Annotated in this window: 22 protein-coding genes; 19 read left to right on the forward strand and 3 right to left on the reverse strand. The window is 64.8% G+C overall.

The features are described 5' to 3' along the window. Positions 1-8: 8 nt before the first annotated feature. Positions 9-848 carry a histidine kinase gene (locus B7Z66_06605; protein ID OYV76904.1) on the reverse strand — a complete coding sequence of 280 codons (840 nt, stop codon included), beginning with the start codon at positions 846-848 and terminating at the stop codon, positions 9-11. 183 nt (positions 849-1,031) lie between these two features. After that, a complete protein-coding gene (locus tag B7Z66_06610; protein ID OYV76905.1) occupies positions 1,032-2,090 on the reverse strand; it encodes a glycine cleavage system protein T in 1,059 nt (352 codons plus the stop codon). A 235-nt stretch (positions 2,091-2,325) separates the two neighbouring features. On the opposite strand from B7Z66_06610, the gene B7Z66_06615 reads away from it, so the two are divergent. The 6 genes from B7Z66_06615 to B7Z66_06640 all read left to right on the forward strand — a co-directional run bounded on the left by B7Z66_06615 (position 2,326) and on the right by B7Z66_06640 (position 6,378). After that, positions 2,326-2,712, forward strand: a complete 387-nt coding sequence (locus B7Z66_06615) for a succinate dehydrogenase, cytochrome b556 subunit (GenBank protein OYV76950.1) — start codon at positions 2,326-2,328, stop codon at positions 2,710-2,712. Further along, the gene (locus B7Z66_06620) at positions 2,709-3,053 is read left to right on the forward strand and encodes a succinate dehydrogenase, hydrophobic membrane anchor protein (GenBank protein ID OYV76906.1); all 345 of its coding nucleotides are present in this window, start codon (positions 2,709-2,711) and stop codon (positions 3,051-3,053) included. The genes B7Z66_06615 and B7Z66_06620 overlap by 4 nt, the downstream gene beginning before the upstream one ends. Then, entirely contained in the window at positions 3,050-4,816 is a 1,767-nt protein-coding gene (locus tag B7Z66_06625; protein ID OYV76907.1) for a succinate dehydrogenase flavoprotein subunit, read from the forward strand. Before B7Z66_06620 ends, B7Z66_06625 begins: the two co-directional genes overlap by 4 nt. Before the next feature lie 91 nt (positions 4,817-4,907). Further along, positions 4,908-5,603 carry a succinate dehydrogenase iron-sulfur subunit gene (gene sdhB / locus B7Z66_06630; GenBank protein ID OYV76951.1) on the forward strand — a complete coding sequence of 232 codons (696 nt, stop codon included), beginning with the start codon at positions 4,908-4,910 and terminating at the stop codon, positions 5,601-5,603. A 93-nt stretch (positions 5,604-5,696) separates the two neighbouring features. Next, positions 5,697-5,957 carry a hypothetical protein gene (locus B7Z66_06635; protein OYV76908.1) on the forward strand — a complete coding sequence of 87 codons (261 nt, stop codon included), beginning with the start codon at positions 5,697-5,699 and terminating at the stop codon, positions 5,955-5,957. Then, the gene (locus B7Z66_06640; protein OYV76909.1) at positions 5,920-6,378 is read left to right on the forward strand and encodes a hypothetical protein; all 459 of its coding nucleotides are present in this window, start codon (positions 5,920-5,922) and stop codon (positions 6,376-6,378) included. The genes B7Z66_06635 and B7Z66_06640 overlap by 38 nt, the downstream gene beginning before the upstream one ends. Before the next feature lie 80 nt (positions 6,379-6,458). Here the strand turns inward: B7Z66_06640 and B7Z66_06645 are convergent, their stop codons facing one another. Next, positions 6,459-8,096: an L-aspartate oxidase gene (locus B7Z66_06645; protein ID OYV76952.1), complete on the reverse strand. Its 1,638-nt coding sequence runs from the start codon at positions 8,094-8,096 to the stop codon at positions 6,459-6,461. Between the two features lie 205 nt (positions 8,097-8,301). Here B7Z66_06645 and B7Z66_06650 point away from each other — a divergent pair, with 205 nt between their 5' ends. The 13 genes from B7Z66_06650 (at position 8,302) to B7Z66_06710 (ending at position 22,020) form a co-directional block, all read left to right on the forward strand. Further along, positions 8,302-8,877 carry an RNA polymerase sigma factor RpoE gene (locus tag B7Z66_06650; GenBank protein OYV76910.1) on the forward strand — a complete coding sequence of 192 codons (576 nt, stop codon included), beginning with the start codon at positions 8,302-8,304 and terminating at the stop codon, positions 8,875-8,877. A 35-nt stretch (positions 8,878-8,912) separates the two neighbouring features. Then, positions 8,913-9,467: a hypothetical protein gene (locus B7Z66_06655; protein OYV76911.1), complete on the forward strand. Its 555-nt coding sequence runs from the start codon at positions 8,913-8,915 to the stop codon at positions 9,465-9,467. Continuing rightward, positions 9,464-10,477, forward strand: a complete 1,014-nt coding sequence (locus B7Z66_06660) for a hypothetical protein (GenBank protein ID OYV76912.1) — start codon at positions 9,464-9,466, stop codon at positions 10,475-10,477. The genes B7Z66_06655 and B7Z66_06660 overlap by 4 nt, the downstream gene beginning before the upstream one ends. Positions 10,478-10,883: 406 nt before the next feature. Then, positions 10,884-12,302: a serine peptidase gene (locus B7Z66_06665; protein OYV76913.1), complete on the forward strand. Its 1,419-nt coding sequence runs from the start codon at positions 10,884-10,886 to the stop codon at positions 12,300-12,302. 137 nt (positions 12,303-12,439) lie between these two features. After that, entirely contained in the window at positions 12,440-14,233 is a 1,794-nt protein-coding gene (locus B7Z66_06670; protein OYV76914.1) for an elongation factor 4, read from the forward strand. Between the two features lie 205 nt (positions 14,234-14,438). After that, on the forward strand, positions 14,439-15,251 hold the full coding sequence (locus B7Z66_06675) for a signal peptidase I (protein ID OYV76915.1): 813 nt from the start codon (positions 14,439-14,441) through the stop codon (positions 15,249-15,251). Between the two features lie 33 nt (positions 15,252-15,284). Next, positions 15,285-15,653: a hypothetical protein gene (locus tag B7Z66_06680; GenBank protein OYV76916.1), complete on the forward strand. Its 369-nt coding sequence runs from the start codon at positions 15,285-15,287 to the stop codon at positions 15,651-15,653. Next, positions 15,650-16,327 (forward strand): ribonuclease III, encoded by a 678-nt coding sequence (locus tag B7Z66_06685; protein ID OYV76917.1) that lies wholly within the window; start codon positions 15,650-15,652, stop codon positions 16,325-16,327. Before B7Z66_06680 ends, B7Z66_06685 begins: the two co-directional genes overlap by 4 nt. A gap of 41 nt (positions 16,328-16,368) precedes the next feature. After that, positions 16,369-17,286: a GTPase Era gene (locus B7Z66_06690; GenBank protein ID OYV76918.1), complete on the forward strand. Its 918-nt coding sequence runs from the start codon at positions 16,369-16,371 to the stop codon at positions 17,284-17,286. 114 nt (positions 17,287-17,400) lie between these two features. Then, a complete protein-coding gene (locus B7Z66_06695) occupies positions 17,401-18,147 on the forward strand; it encodes a DNA repair protein RecO (protein OYV76919.1) in 747 nt (248 codons plus the stop codon). A gap of 80 nt (positions 18,148-18,227) precedes the next feature. After that, the gene (locus tag B7Z66_06700) at positions 18,228-18,971 is read left to right on the forward strand and encodes a pyridoxine 5'-phosphate synthase (GenBank protein OYV76920.1); all 744 of its coding nucleotides are present in this window, start codon (positions 18,228-18,230) and stop codon (positions 18,969-18,971) included. 88 nt (positions 18,972-19,059) lie between these two features. Beyond that, positions 19,060-19,953, forward strand: coding sequence for a cysteine synthase B (locus B7Z66_06705; GenBank protein ID OYV76921.1), 894 nt, complete (start codon positions 19,060-19,062; stop codon positions 19,951-19,953). Between the two features lie 3 nt (positions 19,954-19,956). Further along, positions 19,957-22,020, forward strand: a complete 2,064-nt coding sequence (locus B7Z66_06710; protein OYV76922.1) for a hypothetical protein — start codon at positions 19,957-19,959, stop codon at positions 22,018-22,020. The last annotated feature ends 24 nt before the right edge of the window (positions 22,021-22,044 follow it).

A 22,044-nucleotide genomic window follows, 5' to 3' on the forward strand; every position in this document is an offset into this window, starting at 1 on the left:
CGGGGCGTTCAGATGTCGAACATGCGCTGCACGGCCTGGATCTGCTCCTCGTGCGCCTCGACTTCCACCACGCTGACGTCGGTGCTGATCCCGAGGCGCCGGAACGCGGGAATCTGCGACCAATCGACTTGGCTATGCCGGTGATTGGTGCCGAAATAGGACTGCAGGTTGGCGACGATCACCACGTCTACCAAGTCCGGCTCTGTGCCGGGATCCCGTTTCAGGTCCTCGTGATGTGCCGCCACCGCAACCAGGGCCGGCGGGAATTCCCATGCGGCTAGGATTTTTTCCCCGATCCGTGGGTGGTGTTCGTCGATCAAGCGGTCCAGGGTGATCATGTCCCCCAGCAGTTGCGGACTGTCCTCGGCGCGCTTCAGGATTGGCAGGGCGCCGACGTCGTGGAGCAGCCCCGCGAGCATCGCCTGGTCCGGCGGCAGGCGCGTGAACTGGGTGGCCAGCATGCGACTGATGGCCGCCACCTGCACGTTGTGTTCCCACAGGGCGCGCAGGCGCCGATCCAGGAAATCGGTGGTGGCCTGGAACATCTGTTTCATCACCAGGCTGGTGACCAGGTTGCGCACCATGGAATTGCCGAGCCGGGATACGGCCATCGGGAGGTTGTCGATGGGCTTGGAGGCGCGGTAGAGGGGGGAGTTGACCACCTGGATCAGCCGGGCCGAGAGCGCGGCGTCGGTGGCGATCATCGAGGCCGTCTGTTTTGCGGTGCATGTCCCGCTCGACACCGCGTCGCGGACCTTCAGGGCCACTTCCGGCAGGGTGGGCAATTCGAAACGCCCTTGGTCGAGTTCCTGGAGGAGATCGCTGAGGAACTGTGCCTGGGCAGACAAGGGGGTACCCTCACGGTGAGCCGGTTGCTATTCCCTTACCTTATCGGCTGGCGGCGGAGAACTTGAAGCACCGGGCAGGCCCCTTGGATCGCCCGGTTTTTGTCGGCGTTCATTTTGGGGCCACCGAGGCGCCGTCACCGTGCCGCAGACATGTCCGGCGCGTCGCTATGAAGGGCGCAGGGCTTAGCGCGGGTTCGCGCCAGCGGGCACCGGGTAGGGGAGAGCGCAGAGCCTGAGTGGCGGGCCGGTTTCGTCCCACAGGCGCACGCCACCCGTGTTCGCGTTGGCGATTTGGATCACGGCGAGCAGTTCGTAACCACCATCGGCCCCAGCCTCGGCATTGACCACCTGCCCGATGTCTTGTCCGGCCCCCGCATCGGGGGCGTGCAACGGGTCGCCGGGCCGTGGTACCCGGTCGGCTTCCACATGGGCCCGATACATGCGGCGCTTGAGCTTGCCCAGGTATTGCATGCGCGCCACCACTTCCTGGCCGGGGTAGCACCCCTTCTGGAAGTTGACTGCCCCGATCAGTTGCAGGTTCGCCATCTGCGGTACGAATAGCCCAGAGGTCTCGGGGTTTATCACCGGGATCCCCGCGAGGATATCCAGCAGTGCCCAGGGTCCAGCGCCCACTGGTGCGCTGTGGACGTTCAGGCCCTGCCACAGCTTCTGCATGGGTTCCAGTTCACCGTAGATCTCGAAGCGTGGATGGGGCCCCGGGATCCGGACCACGGTCCGTTTTCCCGCCTCCAGCGCCGCGTCCACCTCCTGCGGAAGGTCCCCGAGGATGTCCTTGATCTGTGCATCGGATTGGGGACCGGAGACCCCGATCCGGATCAGGGTGTCGCTAGCGTCCTCCACGGTTACCTTGGCCCGGAGCACGAACATGCGCAGGCGCTGCACGATGGGATCCACCAGCGCCCGCGGCAGATTCAGATAGTAGACGCCGTCGCGCAGGAACAGCCGGAAGGTGGCCAGCATCCGGCCCTTCGGATTGCAGTAGCTGGAGAGTTGGGCGCGGGTCGCGGTGACCTGTTTGACGTCGTTGCCGAACTGACCCTGCAGAAAGGCCATGGCATCGTCGCCGCGCACCGCGATCAGTCCATGGTGGGACCGTTCACAGAAGACATTGCCGGCGGTGACGACACGCCGCTCCAGGTCGGGGTTACCGAAGCTGGCCACTTGGTCCGCGTCGAATTCCGCGCCGGCATCCTGCAGGAAGTGTTTCCAGGCTGGATTCATAAGGCCATATCCTCGGAGAGTCGTGCAGCGGGCGGACCAGTGTAGCGCCCAGGCCCCAGCTCCGAAAGGGGCCCTCGGTGGGGATTCCGGGCCCTGATCCCTGGACAGAGTCCCGTCCCTGGGCTTAAGTTAGGGGTACTGGGAACGGCGCGCGCGCCGACGATGACAGTGCCTCCGCGATGCGCACGGGTGACGCCATTGCGGCGTTGTTTACGAAGGACCACGACACGGAATGATGAGCCGTAACACCCGGCCGGTGGCCCTGGACCTGCTGCGCATCCGCTTCCCAGTGCCTGCGGTAGTGTCGTTTCTCCACCGGGTCTCCGGTGTGCTCCTGTTCCTCGGAATCCCGCTTGCGATCTACCTGCTGGAACGGTCCCTGTCGGGGGCGGCAGGGTTCGATCGCGTCGCGCAATGGTTGTCCGGTCCGGTCATGCGCCTGTTTGGTTTGGTGCTGGCCTGGGCCTTCACGCACCACCTGTTGTCCGGGATCCGGTTCCTGCTGCTCGACCTGGATATCGGCGTCACTCGACCAGTGGCGCGCGCCAGTGCGTGGCTGGTGAACGGGGCCGCCGTCGCCGCGCTGCTCGGGTACCTGGGCCGCATGGGTGGGCTCTGGTGAGCGGCCGGGTGCATGGTCTGCGCGGCTGGGTGCTGCAACGGCTGAGCGCGGTCTACCTGGCGCTGTTCCTGCTGTTTATCCTGGGACGGTTGCTGATCGTTCCGCCGGGCTCCGCGCAGGAGTGGCGCGCTTGGGTGGGCAGTCCGCCGGTTAACGGTGCGTGGGCGGTATTCTTTGCGGCCCTGCTGATACACGCCTGGGTGGGGGTCCGCGACGTTCTCATCGACTATGTCCGGCCTGCCGGGCTGCGGCTTGGCTTGTTGTTTCTGCTCGGCTTGTCGCTGCTGGCCATGGGCTATTGGGCACTGGTGGTGCTGGTGACGGCGGCGCGCATCCCATGAGCGTCGCGCGGCGCAAGTTCGATACCCTGATTATCGGTGCCGGCGGCGCAGGGCTGCGTGCCGCGTTACAACTTGCGCGAGCCGACGCCTCGGTCGCGGTCGTGTCCAAGGTATTCCCGACCCGGTCCCATACGGTGGCTGCCCAGGGGGGCGTGAACGCGGCGTTGGCCAACGTCCTGCCGGACAACTGGCATTTCCATATGTTCGATACCGTCAAGGGCAGCGACTATCTGAGTGACCAGGATGCCGTGGAGTATATGTGCCGCGCCGCGCCCCGGGTTGTGTACGAATTGGAGCACATCGGCGTGCCGTTTTCGCGGCTCGATGACGGGCGTATCTACCAGCGGCGATTCGGCGGCCAGAGCCTGGACTATGGCGGCGCGCAGGCGGCGCGCACCTGCGCGGCGGCGGACCGCACCGGACATGCGATCCTGCATTCCCTCTATCAGCAGAATATCGCGGCGCGCACCCATTTTTTCGACGAGTTCTTTGCCCTGGATCTGATTCTGGACCACGACGGATACGTCCTCGGTGCGGTGGTGATGGAGATCGAGACCGGCGCGCCGCTGGTCATCGAGGCCAAGGCTACCCTGCTGGCCACCGGCGGCGCCGGACAGCTCTACCGCACCTCGACCAACGCCCTGATCAACACCGGGGACGGGATGGGGATGGCGTTGCGGGCGGGTCTTCCGCTCCAGGACATGGAGTTCTTCCAGTTTCACCCCACTGGGATCGCGGACAAGGGCATGCTGATCACCGAGGGCGCGCGCGGCGAGGGCGGCTATCTGGTCAATGGCGACGGCGAGCGTTTCATGGAGCGCTATGCGCCCCACGCCAAGGACTTGGCGAGCCGCGACGTGGTCAGCCGGGCGATCGCAACCGAAGTGCGCGAAGGACGCGGCTGCGGTCCGCGCAGGAGCTACGTGTTGCTGCGCCTCGATCACCTCGGAGCGGAAGTGATCAAGGCCCGGCTGCCGGGGATCCGCGACACCATCATGACCTTCCTGGGTATCGATCCCATCGACACCCCGGTGCCCGTTTATCCCACTGCTCATTACACCATGGGCGGGATCCCTTCCAACCGCTACGGTCAGGTGGTGGTGCCCGAGCGGGAGGGTGCGGAGGAGCCGATGCCGGGCCTGTACGCCGCAGGTGAATGCGCTTGTGTCTCGGTGCACGGAGCCAACCGCCTGGGCGGCAACTCGTTACTGGATATCCTGGTGTTCGGGCGCTCCGCCGGAAACCACATCACCGAATATTTGAAGGAAAACCGTTATCACCGGCCCCTGGACCTGGCCGACGTGGAACCGGCGCTGGAACGGCTCGCGCGCTGGGACCGGCGCAGCGGTGGGGACGATTCGGTGGACGCGCTGCGCACGGAGTTGCAGCAGACCATGGAGGATTATTGCGGTGTATTCCGCACCGATGAGGTACTGCAGGAAGGGGTGACGAAGGTCCTGGGGATCGTGGAGCGTTTGCAGCGTGTTCCGCTGCGCGACCGCAGTCGCGTGTTCAATACCGCCCGGGTCGAGGCCCTGGAACTGGAGAACTTGGCGGAGGTCGCGCTGGCCACGGTGACCTCGGCGCTCGCACGCCGGGAGAGCCGCGGGGCCCACACCCGGATCGATTATCCGGATCGTGACGACGTGCACTGGCTGCGCCACAGTCTCTACTATCGGGACGGGCGGCGCCTGGATTACAAACCGGTACGGCTGAAGCCGATCACGGTGGAGGCGTTTCCGCCCAAGGAAAGGGTCTACTGAAGGGTCCGTTGGAGGAGCGCGCGCCGTGCGGGTTGCGGCGCTGCGCACCCGCGGTGGCACAGCGGGATTGCTCAGTGTGGGGTTGCACCGTATGAAATTTTCCATCTATCGCTACGACCCCGAGTCGGGCCGCGCGCCGCGGATGCAGGATTACACGCTCGACGGCATCGAACCCGGGACGATGCTGTTGGACGCGCTGCTGCGGCTCAAGGCCGGCGACGAGGCCTTGAGCTTTCGCCGGTCGTGCGGCGAAGGTGTATGCGGTTCGGATGCCATGAATATCAACGGACGCAACGGGCTGGCCTGCGTCACGCCGCTGGCCGATCTTCGGGAGCCGGTGGTGGTTCGTCCGCTGCCGGGCCTGCCGGTGATCCGCGACCTGGTGGTGGACCTCAGCCAGTTCTACCGCCAGTACCGGTCGGTAAAACCGTATCTGATCAACAAGGATCCGGAACCGGAGGTGGAGCGGCTTCAGTCGCCGGAGGACCGGGCGCAGTTGGATGGATTGTATGAGTGCATCCTCTGTGGCTGCTGCACCACGGCCTGCCCATCTTTCTGGTGGAACCCGGACAAGTTTCTCGGGCCGGCGGCGCTGCTGCAGGCCTACCGGTTCATCGCCGATAGCCGGGATCAGGCCACTCAGGAGCGGCTCGACGATCTGGAAGGGCCGTATCGGTTGTTCCGGTGTCGTACCATAATGAACTGTGTGGAGTTCTGCCCCAAGGGTCTCAATCCGAGCCGGGCCATCGGACAGATCCGGGAGCAGATGGTCAAGCGATCGATCTAGAAGCCGGTCCGACGCACCACCGCGGCCGCGGCGCGAGACACGGCGCATAGCCCACGCTGCAGCGCCCGTGACCCTGAGCAGAGGGCCTATTTCATGACCGCCCATTTGTATGCCACTGAGTCCGCCCGGCTGCGCTGGTCGTGCCGGCGGGGAATGCGGGAACTGGACCTGTTGTTGCTTGGGTTCCTGGAGCACGGCTATCAGGCGCAGCCCGCGCCGATGCAGGGTGCCTTCCAGCGCTTGCTGCGTTATCCTGATCCGGTTCTTCTCGAATGGCTGCTGGGGCGCGGTGAGCCCCGGGAGCCGGAGCTCGCCCATGTCATCGCCGAAATTCGCCGCACCGCTGCAGCTTGATCCGCGGCCCTCGCGCCGCCTCGCCCATACCGGCCTGATTCTGCACGGGGGTGCCCTCGCAGTGCTGGCCGCGCTTGCGCTTCCATGGTGGGCGGTGCTGGCGGTCTCCGGTGCGGTGATTGGGAATTTCGTGCTGTTTTTCCGCACCCATGTTCTGCGCGTCAGCGCCCACGCCGTGGTGAAACTGGTCTGGGACGAGGCCGGTGGCTGGACGGTGGTCACGCCGCGGGGCCCGGTCGATGCGTCGCTGGCGGCGGACAGTGTGGTCTACCCACGGTTGGTGATTCTGCGCTTCGCCACGGGCGCTGGCGGGTGGCTGGCGCGCCGGCGTTTGAGCGTGATCTTGCTGCCTGACAGTCTGGACGCGGAGACCTTCCGGCGGCTGCGGGCGCGCCTGGAGATGGAAGGGAACGGTTCCTAGCCTGCGTACTTCAACGGACGGCATGTCGGCAGGAGTGATCCGATGCTACGCGGGCGCCGATTGCGTTACCGCGGCGCGGATCACTGCCGGCCATCAGCAGCGGCCGCTACCGGGCTATCCTCAGGGATCAGCACCGTGTTGTGCGGCGGAGCGCTGTTGTCGGTGTGGGGGTAGTCCAGGGTATAGTGCAGTCCGCGGCTCTCGGTCCGGGACATGGCGGAGCGGATGATGAGGTCCGCCACCAGAGCGAGATTGCGCAGTTCCAAAAGATCGTGGGTGACACGGAAATTTCCATAATATTCGCTGATCTCGCGCCGCAGCAACTCGACACGTCTTCGCGCGCGCTCCAATCGTTTGGTGGTGCGGACGATACCGACGTAGTCCCACATGAACCTTCGCAGTTCCTCCCAGTTGTGGGATACCACCACCAGTTCGTCGGAATCGCTGACCCGGCTCTCGTCCCATTCGGGAAGCGGTGGCGGATGAGGCGTTCCAGGCAGGGCGGTGACTATGTCCTGACTGGCGGATTCCGCGAAGACCAGGCATTCCAGCAGCGAGTTGCTGGCCATGCGGTTGGCGCCGTGCAGCCCGGTGCAAGCGACTTCGCCGATGGCGTACAAACCCTCGATGTCGGTGCGCCCGCGCTCGTCGGTCATGACCCCGCCCCCCGTGTAATGGGCGGCTGGCACCACGGGCACTGGTCCGCGCGTCAGGTCGTATCCGAACTCCAGGCAGCGCGCATAGATGGTCGGGAAGTGGCTACGGATGAATTCGGCAGGGCGGTGGCTGATGTCCAGGTAAACCGATTCGATCCCGAGTCGTTTCATTTCATGGTCAATCGCTCGGGCCACGATATCCCGGGGCGCGAGTTCGCGACGTGGATCGAACTGGTCCATGAAGCGGGTGCCGTCCGGCAACACCAGTCGCCCGCCTTCCCCGCGTACCGCCTCGCTGACCAGAAAGGACTTGGCCCTGGGATGATAGAGACAAGTGGGGTGGAATTGGATGAATTCGAGATTGGCCACCCGGCACCCCGCGCGCCATGCCATGGCCATGCCGTCCCCCGTGGCCCCGTCGGGATTGCTGGTATAGAGGTAGACCCGGCTGGCGCCCCCGGTGGCCAATACCACGAAACGTGCGGTGATGACCTGTACCTGACCCTGATCCCGATCCAGCACATAGGCACCCAGGCAGCGGTCGTGACTCAGGCCTAATTTGCGTCCGGTCACCAGATCCACGCCGATATGCCGCGGCAGGAGTGTGACCGTAGGACAGGAGCGCACGTGTTGCAGCAGGGTGGTCTCGATCGCGTTACCACTGGCATCCGCGGCGTGGATTACCCGGCGGTGCCCATGACCGCCCTCGCGGGTGAGATGAAACGCCTCGGTGCCGTCGCTGCGTGTCTCGCGGGTGAATGGGGCCCCGAGATCCACCAACCAGCGGATGCACGCCGGGCCACGTTCCACGGCAAAGCGCACGATACGCTCGTCACACAGGCCGGCCCCGGCGGCCAGGGTATCGGCGACATGGGCATCGACGGAGTCGGTCTCGTCGAGCACCGCCGAGATTCCGCCCTGGGCGTAGGTGGTGGCACCGGCTTGCAGTTCGCCTTTGGAAAGGACCGCGACCCGGGCATGAGGCGCCAGGCGCAGGGCCAAGCTCAGACCGGCGGCGCCGCTTCCGATGACGAGGACGTCATAATCCTTCAGGGTGCTCATCATGGTCCCGTCAGGATGGAGGTGTCATCCGGCACGATGTCTGCCATAATACGGGAATTTGCCAAGCTGGACTGGATGTTGCGCCGGGGTCCCCCGGCGGGCGAAATATACCGCGAATCGCCTTTGGGGGCGAACTAAATGGCAAGGGAGTGGTCTACCACAGTTGGCGAAGGGACATCGCCGCGTAGTGCAGGGGATGGCCCGAATGGGCGAGCATCGCGCTGACCAGGAGCTGGTCGAACGGGCGCAGCAGGGTGACAACCGGGCATTTGACGCGTTGGTGCGGAAGTACCAACACAAGATCGTCAAACTGGTGTCCCGTTATATTCGCGATCCCCACGAGTCGCTGGACGTGGCGCAGGATGCGTTTCTGAAGGCGTACCGGGCGTTGCCGAATTTCCGTGGTGACAGCGCCTTCTATACATGGCTGTACCGGATCGCCATCAACACGGCGAAGAACCACTTGGTGGCCCAGGGACGGCGGCCGCCGGACGAGGACGTCGACGCCCAGGAGGCGGAGCAGTATGACGGGCAATCGGGTCTCAAAGAGTACGCGACCCCGGAGCACCTGCTGCTCAAAGATGAAATCGAGGAGACGGTATTCAAGGCCATCGAAGAACTGCCCGATGATCTGCGTACCGCCATTACCTTGCGCGAACTCGAAGGTATGAGCTATGAGGAAATTGCCCTGACGATGGAGTGCCCGGTGGGAACGGTCCGCTCGCGGATCTTCCGAGCCCGGGAGGCGATAGACCGTAAACTACGACCGCTGCTCGACTGAGGATCAGATTCCCGTGCTGGCTGGAGGGGACTACCATGAGCAATGACGTTCACGAACAGCTTTCGGCGTTGGTAGATGGCGAACTCGAATCGGAGCCGGCCCGTTTCCTGCTGCGCCGCCTTACCGGTGACAGCGGTCTCCAGTCCCAGTGGGAGCGTTACCACGTGATTCGCGAAGGGCTGCGCGGGGGTTTGCCGCGACTGATTGATCCGAAGTTCGCCGCGCGGGTCCGTGCGGCCGTGGAGCGCGAGACGGTTCTCCCCAGGGCCCGGCGACGCATCCCGGCACTGCTGGTCCGGCCGCTGGCGGGATTGGCGATGGCGGCGGGAGTTGCGGCCGTGGCGGTGCTCGGTTTCCAGAATATGGGGCTGCAGTCTCTCCTGGTGCCGGCGGCCGAACCGGTGGCCAGCGTCATACCCGCGGGCTATACAGCCGGGCCCACCGACACCGGCGCCCCTGCCGCCCAAACTGAGCTGAGCGCCTACCTTGTGAACCATAGCGAGTACGCGACTGGAGCTGGGATGCATGGGATGCTCTCCTACGTTCGGATCGTGGGCTACGAACCGGGGCAGTCCGCGGACCCAAGATGACGTGTCACTCCCGCAGTGCTCCGGCGCTGATCTTTGTCGTATTCCTGTTCGGGTCCGTCCCCAGCGCGGTGGCTGGAGCACCCGCGACGGACGCATTGCCGTCCACCCCGCAGGGGTGGGTGGATCGCATGTCCCACGCGCTCCAGACCCTCAATTTCGAAGGAACCTTCGTATATCTCCGTGACGGGCATCTGGAGACGATGCGCATCGTGCACGTGGTGGAGGCGGATGGCGGAGAGCGGGAGCGCGTGATGGCCCTGACGGGTCCGGCTCGGGAGATCATCCGCGACGACCAGGAAGTCACCTGCATTCTGCCGGACAGTAAGTCGATCGTAGTGGAGAAGCGCCGACCCCACTTGCCGTTTCCCGCCGCGGTACCGACTGGGGCCAATCAACGGGATCGTTATTACGAATTCCGGATGCTGCCCCGTTATCGCGTCACCGGGCGCATGGCCCAGGCAGTGGCCATCATTCCCAAGGACCGTTATCGGTACGGCTACCGCCTCTACATGGACGAGACCACCGGGCTGCCCCTGGAATCGGTGATCCTGGATCGCGCGGGGCGCCAAGTGGAGCAGATTCAGTTCACGTCCCTGAAAGTGCTGCAGCACGCGGATCCTCGGGCCCTGGTACCCGATATCGACCATGACAAGGGCTATACCTTCCACCGTCAAGAGGGCGACGATACCGTGGGTATCCCCGGTACCAGCCACTGGGTGGTAAGCAGCGCGCCCCCTGGATTCGTGCAGACCATGTACAGCCGGCGCATCCTACCCGGCAGCAGTAATCCGGTGGAGCACTTGGTGTTCTCGGACGGGCTGGCATCGGTGTCGGTATACGTCGAGAAGGCGGATGGGGTCAAGGTATTGCTGCATGGTGCTTCGCGCATGGGCGCTGTCAACGCCTACGGCCGGCGGGTGGGGGCCTATCAAGTGACGGTGGTGGGCGAAGTGCCCGAAGCCACGGTCTCGGCCATTGGGCAGGCATTACGCTATGACCCGAACGAGTGAACCGCTCGAGGCGCTGCTCTCATCGGCGCGCAGTGCGATAACTCCGACCGGTACCGGGCCACGCGGCCCCAGTGGCACGACCGGCGCCGCAGTAGTGGCGCTCCTGCCGCAGGGTTGCGGTTGAAGATTTCACCGGCGGGGCGCATCAGGCCCGCTTGACGACCCCGTACCCCGCGGTTTCGACACCCCACGCACTTGCCTCCCGGCGCACTTGTCGCGCTGCTCCCCGGCCTGGACCCACCGCGCCCACGGGCGCGGCTCGCGCGGACGAGCGTTGAGGCGGAATCACTGCGGGTGTCGTGGGAGCTGTTTTTGCCCGCGACGGTAGCGCGGGGTGCTGGAATGTTTTCCAGATTCCCTGTCTTTCGAGTATCCTCTCTCCACCGCTTTCCTATGAGGAGCTGACATGACGCGTGCCACCGCCGCCGGCTTGTACTCGGGCGTTGTTTGGGTGCTGCTCGCGGTCGCCTTTCCGGCCCATGCCGGGTTGTCGGATTTTACCGCCTTGGTCCGGGAGACCCGTTCCGCGGTGGTCAATATCAGCACCACCCAGAAGGCTGACCCGTCCGGTCGCGAACTGCCACAAGGCATGGGAAATCCCGAAGCGCCGGATGGGCAGCCGTTCGGGGACCTGCCGCACAAATTCTTCGGCGACGGCGCGTCTCCCCCGGACCAGGAAATCCATTCCCTCGGCTCCGGGTTCATCATTTCACCGGATGGTTATATCTTGACCAATTACCATGTCGTGGAGGGTGCCGAAACGGTCCTGGTGCGCTTGATCGACCACCGGGAACTGACGGCGCGGGTCATCGGCGGCGACAAGCGCAGCGACATCGCGTTGCTCAAGATTGCCGCCGACCACCTGCCGGTGGCCCGGATGGGACGCTCCAGCGGCCTGAAGGTAGGCGAATGGGTACTGGCGATCGGCTCCCCGTTCGGCTTCGATTATTCCGTCACCGCCGGCATTGTCAGCGCCAAGGGGCGTAGCCTGCCGCAGGAGAACTACATCCCGTTCATTCAGACCGACGTCGCCATCAATCCCGGCAACTCCGGTGGCCCGCTGTTCAACATGAGGGGGCAGGTGGTGGGTGTCAACGCGCAGATCTACAGCGCCAGCGGCGGCTTTATGGGGCTGTCCTTCGCGGTACCCATCGACGTGGCTATGGACGTGGCCGAGCAGCTCAAGACCAGTGGGCATGTCACCCGCGGGTGGCTGGGTGTGCTGATCCAGAACGTCAACCAGGAATTGGCGGAGTCCTTCGGCATGTCAAAACCGATGGGCGCGCTGGTGGCCAAGGTCTTGCCCGGTGGCCCAGGCGCCGAGGCCGGCATTGAGGCAGGTGATATCATCGTGGCCTATGACGGCAAGGACGTGGTGGAATCGGCTGGGTTACCACCGATGGTCGGACGTACCAAGGTAGGTGCGACCGTGCCGATCAAGGTCATCCGCAACGGCAAGCCGCTGGTGCTGCGGGTCAAGATCGGCAAGTTGCCGGATCAGGCGCGGGCCGTCGCGCCCGCTGCGCAAGACGCATCCGTGCCCGCTGCGGAGCTGGGCCTGTCCGTGGTGGCGCTTACGCCGGACCAGCGTCAGGCCCTGGATGACAAGGGCTACGGCGTCTTGGTCAGCAAGGTCGACGACGGTCCGGCCCGGAGCGCCGGGATCCGGCCTGGGGATGTGATCATGATGCTGAACTATGTGCGTATCCGCGATACCGATGAGTTCACGCGGGTGATTCGGGGGCTGGCGCGAGGCAAGACGGTTCCGGTGTTGGTGCAGAGACCTAATGGGCCCGTGTTCCTGGCCATCAAGGTTCCCGGGTAATCCATGCAGCACCTGTCAAGCGCCGGTGCGTGCCCCTGGAATCGATATTGGGCGGGCGCGTGTCAGCGTGGATCCGTCCGGAGCTTGGGGGCCAGATGGTATCGGGAGCCCGCCCTGGGCCTCTACTGGTAACCGGCATGGAACGTACCCGCAATTTTTCGATCATCGCGCATATCGACCATGGGAAGTCCACGCTGGCGGATCGGTTGATTCAGCTCTGCGGTGGCCTGGCGGACCGGGAGATGGAGGCGCAGGTACTCGATTCCATGGACCTGGAACGGGAACGCGGCATTACCATCAAGGCGCAGAGTGTGTCGCTGAACTATCAGGCCCGGGACGGACAGCGCTATCGTCTGAACTTCATCGATACCCCGGGCCATGTGGATTTCTCCTACGAGGTGTCGCGCTCCCTGGCGGCCTGCGAGGGCGCGTTACTGGTAGTTGATGCCTCCCAGGGGGTCGAGGCGCAGACCCTGGCCAACTGCTATACGGCTACCGAACAGAATCTCACGGTGGTGCCGGTCCTCAATAAGATCGATCTCCCCGCTGCGGATCCGGAACGGGTCATCGAGGACATCGAGGAGATCATCGGTATTGAGGCGCACGACGCCCTGCGCGTCAGTGCGAAGACCGGCGCCGGTGTACCGGAACTGTTGGAGGCCCTGGTGCAGCGTATCCCTCCACCGCGGGGGGATCCGGACGCGCCACTCCAGGCGCTGATCATCGATTCCTGGTTCGACAACTTCGTTGGCGTGATTTCCCTGGTGCGCGTTTTCAACGGTAAGATCGCGCCGCGCCAGAAGATCCAGATCATGTCCACGGGCCGCACCCAGCAAGTCGAAAAGGTCGGTATCTTTAGTCCGAAACGTCAGGATACCCAGGTGCTCGCGACCGGGGACGTGGGCTATGTCATCGCGGGCATCAAGGAGGTCGACGGGGCGCCGGTGGGCGACACGCTCACGGATGCGCACCGCCCGGCCGGGGCTCCGCTCCCCGGTTTCAAAAAGATCCAACCCCGTGTGTTCGCCGGCATGTTCCCTGTCAGTTCCGACGATTACGAGGATTTCCGGGAGGCGCTGCAGAAGCTGCGTTTGAACGATTCCTCCCTGTATTACGAGCCCGAGACCTCTGATGCCCTGGGTTTCGGTTTCCGGTGTGGCTTTCTCGGCATGCTGCACATGGAAATCGTACAGGAACGTCTGGAACGGGAATACGCGCTGAATCTGATCACCACGGCACCGACCGTGGTGTACGAGATCCTCACAGCGGCAGGCGACATCATGTCCATCGATAATCCGTCCAAGCTGCCGCCGCTGGCCCAAATCCAGGAGATGCGAGAACCGATCATCGAGGCGACCATCCTACTGCCGCCGGACTATGTAGGGCAGGTGATCAGTCTGTGTATCGAAAAGCGCGGCGCCCAGAAGAAGCTGCTCTATCTCGGTAAACAGGTCTCGCTCACCTATGAACTGCCCCTGAGTGAGGTGGTGCTGGATTTTTTCGACCGGTTGAAATCGGTGAGCCGTGGATACGCGTCCTTCGATTACCACTTTTTGAGATTCCAGGCCGCGCCGCTGGTCAGGCTTGATGTGCTCATCAACAACGAACGGGTCGACGCCCTTTCGACGATTGTGCACCGGGAACAATCGCAGCCGCGCGGGCGCGATCTTGTGGAACGTATGCGCGAGATCATTCCCCGGCAGATGTTCGAGGTGGCGATCCAAGCCGCCATCGGGGGGCAGATCATCGCGCGTTCCACGGTGAAGGCCTTGCGCAAGAACGTCACGGCCAAGTGCTACGGAGGTGATATCACGCGCAAGCGCAAGTTGCTGGAGAAGCAAAAGGAAGGCAAGAAGCGCATGAAGCAGGTCGGCAAGGTCGATATTCCCCAGGAAGCGTTTCTGGCCGTGCTGCAGGCGAACAAGAAATAAGGCACCAGGAGGAGCCGGTCCGGGTGATCGTGCAGCGATTGTGGCGACATAATATCGGCGCATTTTTGCGATTCTTTCCGTCGAATAGCGCTGGCTATTCGCCTCGAACGATCGCGAAACGGCCTCGGTTTTCGCTTCGCCCGGTTCTGCATACACTACTCAGGCAGGTCCGTGGTTTTACGAAAATCCGCAACGGGAGCTAAGCATGAATTTCGATTTCGCAGCGTTTCTTATGGCGGCGGCCGTCATCACTGGCGCCATATGGGCCGTAGATGCTTTCATATGGGCGCCCCGGCGCAGGGGCCAATTGGGTGATGGGGCGGGGGCCTCATCGAGCCGTGAGCCACTGCTCGTGGAATACGCGCGGGCGTTCTTCCCGATCATCGTGATCGTCCTGTTGTTACGTTCCTTCGTGGTGGAACCGTTCCGGATCCCCTCCGGGTCCATGGAGCCGACGCTGCTGCCGGGGGATTTCATATTGGTCAACAAGTTCGACTACGGGCTTAGAATTCCGGTCTTCAACGTTAAGATCCTGAACGTGGGCGAACCGAAGCGCGGGGATGTGATGGTGTTCCGCTATCCGCGCAACCCATCCGTGGATTATATCAAGCGGGTGGTCGGTCTTCCGGGGGACCATATCGCCTACCGGGACAAAATTGTTTACATCAACGGCAAGCCACAGCCACAGACCGTGATCGGGCAGTACATCAACGAGGATGGGCAGCCGGTACCCGGCGTGCAGCTGCGCTCCGAGCAATTAGGCTCGGTGAAGCACGACATCCTCATAGAGACCGAACCGATGTACCGTTCGTTCGATTGTATGCCGGCCGGTACCTATACGGTGCCCGCGGGACAGTACTTCGTGATGGGCGACAATCGCGACAACAGCAACGACAGTCGTTACTGGTGCTCGGTTCCGGAGCGCAATCTGGTCGGGAGGGCGTTCCTGATCTGGATGAGCTGGGACATGCTGCGTGGCGGTGTTGCATGGCAGCGGATCGGGCAGGCGATACACTAGGCTGGGTTGGCACGTCGCGTTAAGGAGGAGGCAATGAAGACAATACGACGGCAAGAAGGTATGAGCATGATTGGTTTACTGCTGCTAATTTTCATCGGCGGCTTCTTTGTGCTTCTGGCGTTGCGGCTTATCCCGGCCTACCTTGAATATTTCTCGGTGGCCTCTTCGCTGGATTCAATGAAGACCCAAGGTGGCCTCGCGGATAAATCGCCCTCGGATCTCCGTGACCTGCTGGACCGCCGTTTCGAAGTCAACAACGTGGAGCATATTACCGCGCGTGAGGTCACGATCCGGCCCGTGAATGGTGGGAAGCAGCTGGAGGCGAAGTACCAGGTCGAGGTCCCGATCCTGGGCAACGTGGATGCGGTGGTTAAATTCGACAAGCAAGTGACGTTGCGTTGAATTTGCCAGTAGACAGGCTGGAATCCGCGCTCGGCTACCGGTTCGACGATCCGGAGTATCTTGCCTGGGCGCTTACCCATCGCAGCGCCGGCAGCCGTAACAATGAGCGGCTGGAGTTTCTGGGGGACGCCATCCTCAGTTTTGTGATCGCCGCGGAGTTGTACGAGCGGTTTGCACAGGCCGATGAAGGCGAGCTTAGCCGTCTACGGGCGGCGTTGGTGAAGCGCGAGAGCCTGGCGATCCTGGCCCGTAATCTGAATCTCGGTGATTTTCTGGCGCTGGGTGGCGGGGAGCTTAAGAGCGGCGGCTTTCGCCGCGAGTCCATCCTGGCGGATGCCATGGAAGCGGTGTTCGGCGCGGTGTATCTCGACGGTGGTTGGGAGACATGCCGGGATCTGATCCTGAGGATGTATCGGGAACGGTTGGAAGAGTTGCCACAGGAGGGGGTGCGCAAGGATCCTAAGACGCGACTGCAGGAGCACCTGCAGTCGCGGCGGCTGCCGCTCCCGGACTACCAAGTGACCGGAGTCTCCGGGGAGGACCATGCCCAGACGTTTACCGTGGCGTGTGGCGTAGCGGAGTTGGGCTTGCTGGTCGAGGGGGTCGGGCGGTCCCGGCGCAAGGCCGAGCAGGCCGCGGCCAGTGTGGCCCTCAGCCGGCTGGGTGTAGACTGAGTGCGTTTTCATTGCCCCGCGCCTGGAGTCTGGCACCGTTCATGAGTAAACCCCCGACCCGTTGCGGATTCATCGCCATCATTGGCAGGCCCAACGTGGGCAAGTCGACACTGCTCAACCGATTGGTGGGGCAGAAGATCAGCATCACCGCCCCGCGGCCCCAGACCACTCGGCACCGGATCCACGGCGTCAAGACCGTGGGCCCGGACCAGGCGGTCTATGTGGATACCCCCGGCCTGCACCGGGAGTCACGGCGGACCTTGAACCGTTACCTGAACCGCACCGCACGCTCCGCGCTGCACGATGTGGATGCCCTGCTGTTCGTGGTGGAGGCCTTGCACTGGACCGGCGAAGACCAATACGTGGAAGAACTGATCCGCGAGCTCCCCGCGCCGGCGATCCTGGTGGTCAACAAGGTGGACAAGGTGGTGGACAAGACACGCCTGCTGCCCTACCTGGAGGAGCGCAGCCGGTCGGGCCGTTACCGCGAGCTGTTTCCGGCCTCGGCACAGGATGGAGACAACGTCGAGGCCTTGGAACGCAAGGTAATGGAATTGCTGCCATCTTCGGTGCATCTGTTTCCCGATGACCAGGTAACCGACCGCAGCCAGCGGTTTCTGGCCGCCGAGCTGGTCCGTGAGAAGCTCACGCGCAGACTGGGTCAGGAGATCCCCTATGCGCTTGCGGTTTCCATCGAGGATTTCGAGGAGTTGGAGGCGCTGATCCGTATCCGCGCAGTGATCTGGGTGGAGCGGGACGGACAGAAGAAAATTGTGATCGGCAAGGGCGGCGGCGTACTCAAAGAGATCGGCCGCCTGGCGCGGCTCGACCTGGAGCACGAACTGGGGAAAAAGGTCTTTCTGGAGCTTTGGGTGAAGGTGCGGGAGGGCTGGTCCGACGACTCCGGGGCGCTCAGCAGTCTCGGTTATGATGACGCCTTTCAGGACCCCGGCGGCTAGCGATTATTTGGCCATAGAAGCAATATAAAACTATATATTTAATATATAGATATAGAGTAAAATGCAAGTATCACATCCGCTCTTGACGGGCCTCGCAGCGATCCTTTTCCGGTCATGAGCCAACCCAAGCGGGTGGCGTTGCAGCCGGGCTACGTGCTCCACCCTCGGCCCTATCGGGACACCAGCCTGTTGGTGGAGGCCCTGACTCCCGAGCACGGGCGTGTGGGGTTGGTGGCGAAGGGGGTCCGCGCACCGCGCTCGCGCATGCGCGGCCTGCTCCAACCGTTTCGACCCCTGCTTCTGTCCTGGTCCGGGAGCGGTGATCTGGCCACTTTGGTGGGTGCGGAGGCGAACGGGCCGATGATGGGCCTGGCGGGTGCCGGCCTGTTGAGCGGTTTCTATGTCAACGAACTGCTAGTGCGCCTGCTGCTGCGCCACGATCCCCATCCGGCCCTGTACCAGGCCTACGAAGCGGTCCTGACGGCCCTGCAGGCGGCCGGTCAGGAGGAGCCCGCGCTGAGGATCTTCGAAAAACGATTGTTGCAGGAGTTGGGATACGGGTTGCTCCTGGATCGCGAGGCACGCTCCGGCCAACCGATCGACGCGGAACGGCGCTACCGGTATCGGCTGGATCTGGGACCGTTGCCTGAGGATGAGGGGGACATCGCGGATCCGGCGATTCACGGCAGCAGCCTGCTGGCCCTGGCCCGGGAGGTCTTACCCGCCGATCCGGAGCGCCGGCAGGAGGCCAAGCGGCTCATGCGTGCCGCCATCGCGCGCCACTTGGGCGGCCGGCCCCTGAAGAGCCGCGACCTGTTTCGTGTGCATAGCCGCGACGAGGACCATGGTACCGGGGGTTGAGTTCCTCGAGGCCCGGTAGTCCGGCCGCGGGTGGTCGCGGATTTCCATTATACCGGCCGCCCCCTATACTCTTGCCCACTATGAACCGCACGCCACCGATCCGTCTTGGGGTCAACATCGACCATGTGGCGAGCCTGCGCCAGGCACGCCGTACGCGCTACCCGGACCCGGTCCAGGCTGCGCTGACGGCGGAGCAGGGGGGGGCGGACGCCATCACGCTGCACCTGCGCGAAGACCGGCGCCACATCCAGGAGCGGGACGTGGAGTTGCTGCGCCAGGTCCTGACGACCCCCATGAATTTGGAGATGGCGGTTACCGGGGAAATGCTGGCGTTCGCGGAACGGCTGGCGCCCGAGGACTGCTGCCTGGTGCCGGAGCGGCGCGCGGAGTTGACCACCGAAGGCGGACTCGACGTGGCGGGGCAGTTGACGCGGGTACGCGAGGCCTGCGGGCGGCTGGCGGGGGCCGGCGTGCGCGTATCCCTGTTCATCGATGCGGAGCCGCGCCAGATCGAGGCGGCGGCGGCGGCCGGAGCCCCGGTGGTGGAGCTCCATACCGGCCACTACGCCGATGCGCCCGATACGGCAAGTCGTGGCCGCGAATTGGAACGTATCGTCGCGGCGGTGGAACTGGCCCGGGGGGCGGGCCTGCAGGTCAACGCGGGCCACGGTCTCCATTTCCACAACGTGGGGCCCATCGCCGCCCTAGAGCCGATCCGGGAGCTCAACATCGGGCACGCCATCGTCGCGCGGGCGCTCTTCACGGGCCTCGAAGCGGCGGTGCGCGAAATGAAGCGGCTCATGCGCGAGGCCCACCGGGACTGATGGCCGTCGCGCCGCCGAAGATGTGCGCGGACACGGTGGCTCTGGCGCAGCCCGGATTTTCTGCGTTCCCGCGAGGTGGACTTTGGGCATGACGTTTCCAACGCTGGAAGACTTCGTCGGCAACACTCCGCTGGTCCGGTTGCAGCGGCTCCCGGGCGCGACCACCAACGCGGTGCTGGTGAAGCTGGAGGGCAACAACCCGGCCGGCTCCGTGAAGGACCGCCCCGCGACCAGCATGATCCGCCGCGCCGAGGAACGCGGCGAGATCCGCCCCGGCGACACCCTGATTGAGGCGACCAGCGGCAACACCGGCATCGCACTGGCCATGGCCGCCGCCATGCGCGGCTACCGCATGGTGCTGATCATGCCGGAGCACATGAGCGTGGAGCGGCGCGCGGTGATGCGCGCCTTCGGCGCCCGCATGATCCTGGTATCACGTCAGGAGGGGATGGAGGGGGCGCGCGATCTCGCGTTACGCATGGAAGCCCAGGGCGAGGGCAAGGTGCTGGATCAGTTCTCCAATGCCGACAACCCGCGCGCCCATTATGAAACCACCGGCCCGGAGATATGGCGCGATACCGGTGGCGCCATCACCCATTTCGTCAGTTCGATGGGCACTACCGGGACCATCATGGGCACCGGGCGGTTCCTTAAGGAACAGAACCCGGGTATCGAGATCGTGGGGGTGCAGCCCACGGAAGGTTCCCAGATCCCCGGCATCCGGCGTTGGCCCGCGGCCTATCTGCCGAAAATCTTCGATCCGGCGGGCGTGGACCGCACCCTGGAGGTGAGCCAGCAGGAGGCTGAGGATACGACGCGCGAACTGGCCGCGCGGGAAGGGATCTTCGCCGGCGTATCCTCCGGCGGCGCCGTGGCCGCGGCGCTGCGTTTGTCCCGGGAGTTGGAGCATGCGGTGCTGGTCGCCATCATCTGCGACCGTGGCGACCGTTATCTCTCCACCGGGGTCTTTCCACCCGACTGAGACGTGACGAGCCGCCGCCTCGCGCTGCTGGTGATCCTCGCACTGGTGGCGGGGCGCGCCGCGGCGGTGGACTCCGTGACGTTCTCCATGGCGCAGCTGGCCGGATCCGGTTGGCAGGCCCGGGACGTGCGGGTGAGCCTCGCCCCGGTCGGTCACGGGCAGGCGGACCTGAGCGTATCCATCACCGCCCTGACATTGCCCGGTGGCCTGCCAGTGTTGCGCAACGTCGCGATCCGCTGCACCGGCGCGGCGCTGGATGCCACGGGCGTGCGCTGCGACGACGCCCATGCGGAACTCACCGCGCCCGGGGTGCTCCCGGGGTCATTTCCGGTACGGTTCCAATACCGGCGCGCCACCGGCGCGGTGACGGTCACGATCCCGCGCCTGCGCCTGACGGCGGGGGCGTTGCGCCTTGCGGGGCGTTGGACCCCGAGTGGTTGGTCCCTCGACCTCGCGGCCCGCGCGCTGGACGCGGCGCCCCTGGTGACCACCCTGCGGCGCTTTGGCGTGCCCACCGGGGCCTTCAAGGCCACCGGTCGCGTCGCCCTGAACGCGTCGCTGGCGGGGGACGCCGGGGGCGTGCGCGCCCTGCGTGCGCGCGTCTCGGGTACCCGCTTGACCGTGACGGAACCGACCGGGCGCTACGCGAGCGAGGGCCTGGGTGCTTCGATCCGCCTCGACGCCCGGCGCCGGCACGCGGCCTGGCAGGGGAGCGCGGGCGTGCGGCTGATCCGGGGCCAGCTCTATGTCGACCCGCTGTACCTCCAGGTTCCGGACCGTCCCATCACGGCCCACGGGCGTTTTCGCTGGCGCCCGGGACAAGCACTGGTCTTCTCGGATCTGGCGCTGGAGCACCCCGGGCTCCTGTCGGCGCGCGGGGACGTGCGTCTCGGGTTGACCGGCGGCGTGCACCTGCGGGCAGTCGCGCTTTCCCACGTGCGGCTCGAGCTGGGCGCGGCCTACCCGGTCTACCTCCAGCCGTTCCTCTACGGCACTGCTTTCGACGGCCTGGTGCCGCACGGAGAGATCCGCGGGCGTGTGCGTTACCGCGACGGGGCCCTGCGGGCGCTGGCGCTGACCCTGGCCGGTGTCAATCTGAGCGATCCGCGCGGGCGCTTCGGCCTCCAGGACGCCACCGGCACGGTGCAATGGACCCTGGGCGCGGCCCCGGTACACTCCGCGTTGGCCTGGCGGAGTGCAGCGCTCTACCGGATCCCGATCGGTGCCGCTGCGCTGACCTTCACCTCACGGGCTGGGACCCTCGCGCTCGACCGGGAGGCGCGCATCCCGGTCCTGGACGGGGCCTTGCTGGTGAACGATCTCCAGGTGGACCGGCCGGGCAGTCCCGCCATGTCGTGGCAGTTCGCCGCGGTCCTGACACCGGTCTCGCTGGAGGGACTGACCCGCACGCTCGGCTGGACACCGTTCTCCGGAAAGCTGTCCGGCATGATCCCCCAGGTGCGCTACCAGGATCACCAGGTGCGGGTGAACGGGGTCCTGTTGGTGCGGGTGTTCGGGGGTGACATCACGGTGCGCGACCTGCGCCTGACCCGTCCGTTCGGGCGGGTGCCCGCCCTGAGCGCGGACGTCGCGATCCGGAATCTGGACCTGCAGACGCTCACCCGCACCTTCTCCTTTGGTAAGATGGAAGGCCGGCTGAGTGGTCGCGTCGCAGGCTTGCAACTGGATAACTGGAAACCGGTGCGCTTCGACGCGCGGCTGGCGACGCCCTCCGACGACGGTTCGCGGCACCGCATCAGCCAAAAGGCCTTGAAGAACCTGACCCGGATCGGTGGCGGGGGCGTCGGAGGGCTCGTAACCGGTATCCTGTTCCGGGTGTTCCACGAGTTTTCCTACCAGCGGCTCGGGTTGAGTTGCCGGTTGCGCCAGGATGTGTGCGAGATGGGTGGCATCGGACCGGCGCCGGGGGGCGGATATTACATCGTGAAGGGCGGCGGACTGCCACGGATCAGCGTCGTGGGATTCGCGCACCAAGTGGACTGGGATGCGCTGGTGGCGCAGTTGCGCAGCGTCACCCGGGAGGCGGCGGGTGCCGCGGGCCCGTAACGTCGAAATCGAAGGAGAACGCAA

This window comes from Chromatiales bacterium 21-64-14 (assembly GCA_002255365.1).
Taxonomy (GTDB): domain Bacteria; phylum Pseudomonadota; class Gammaproteobacteria; order 21-64-14; family 21-64-14; genus 21-64-14.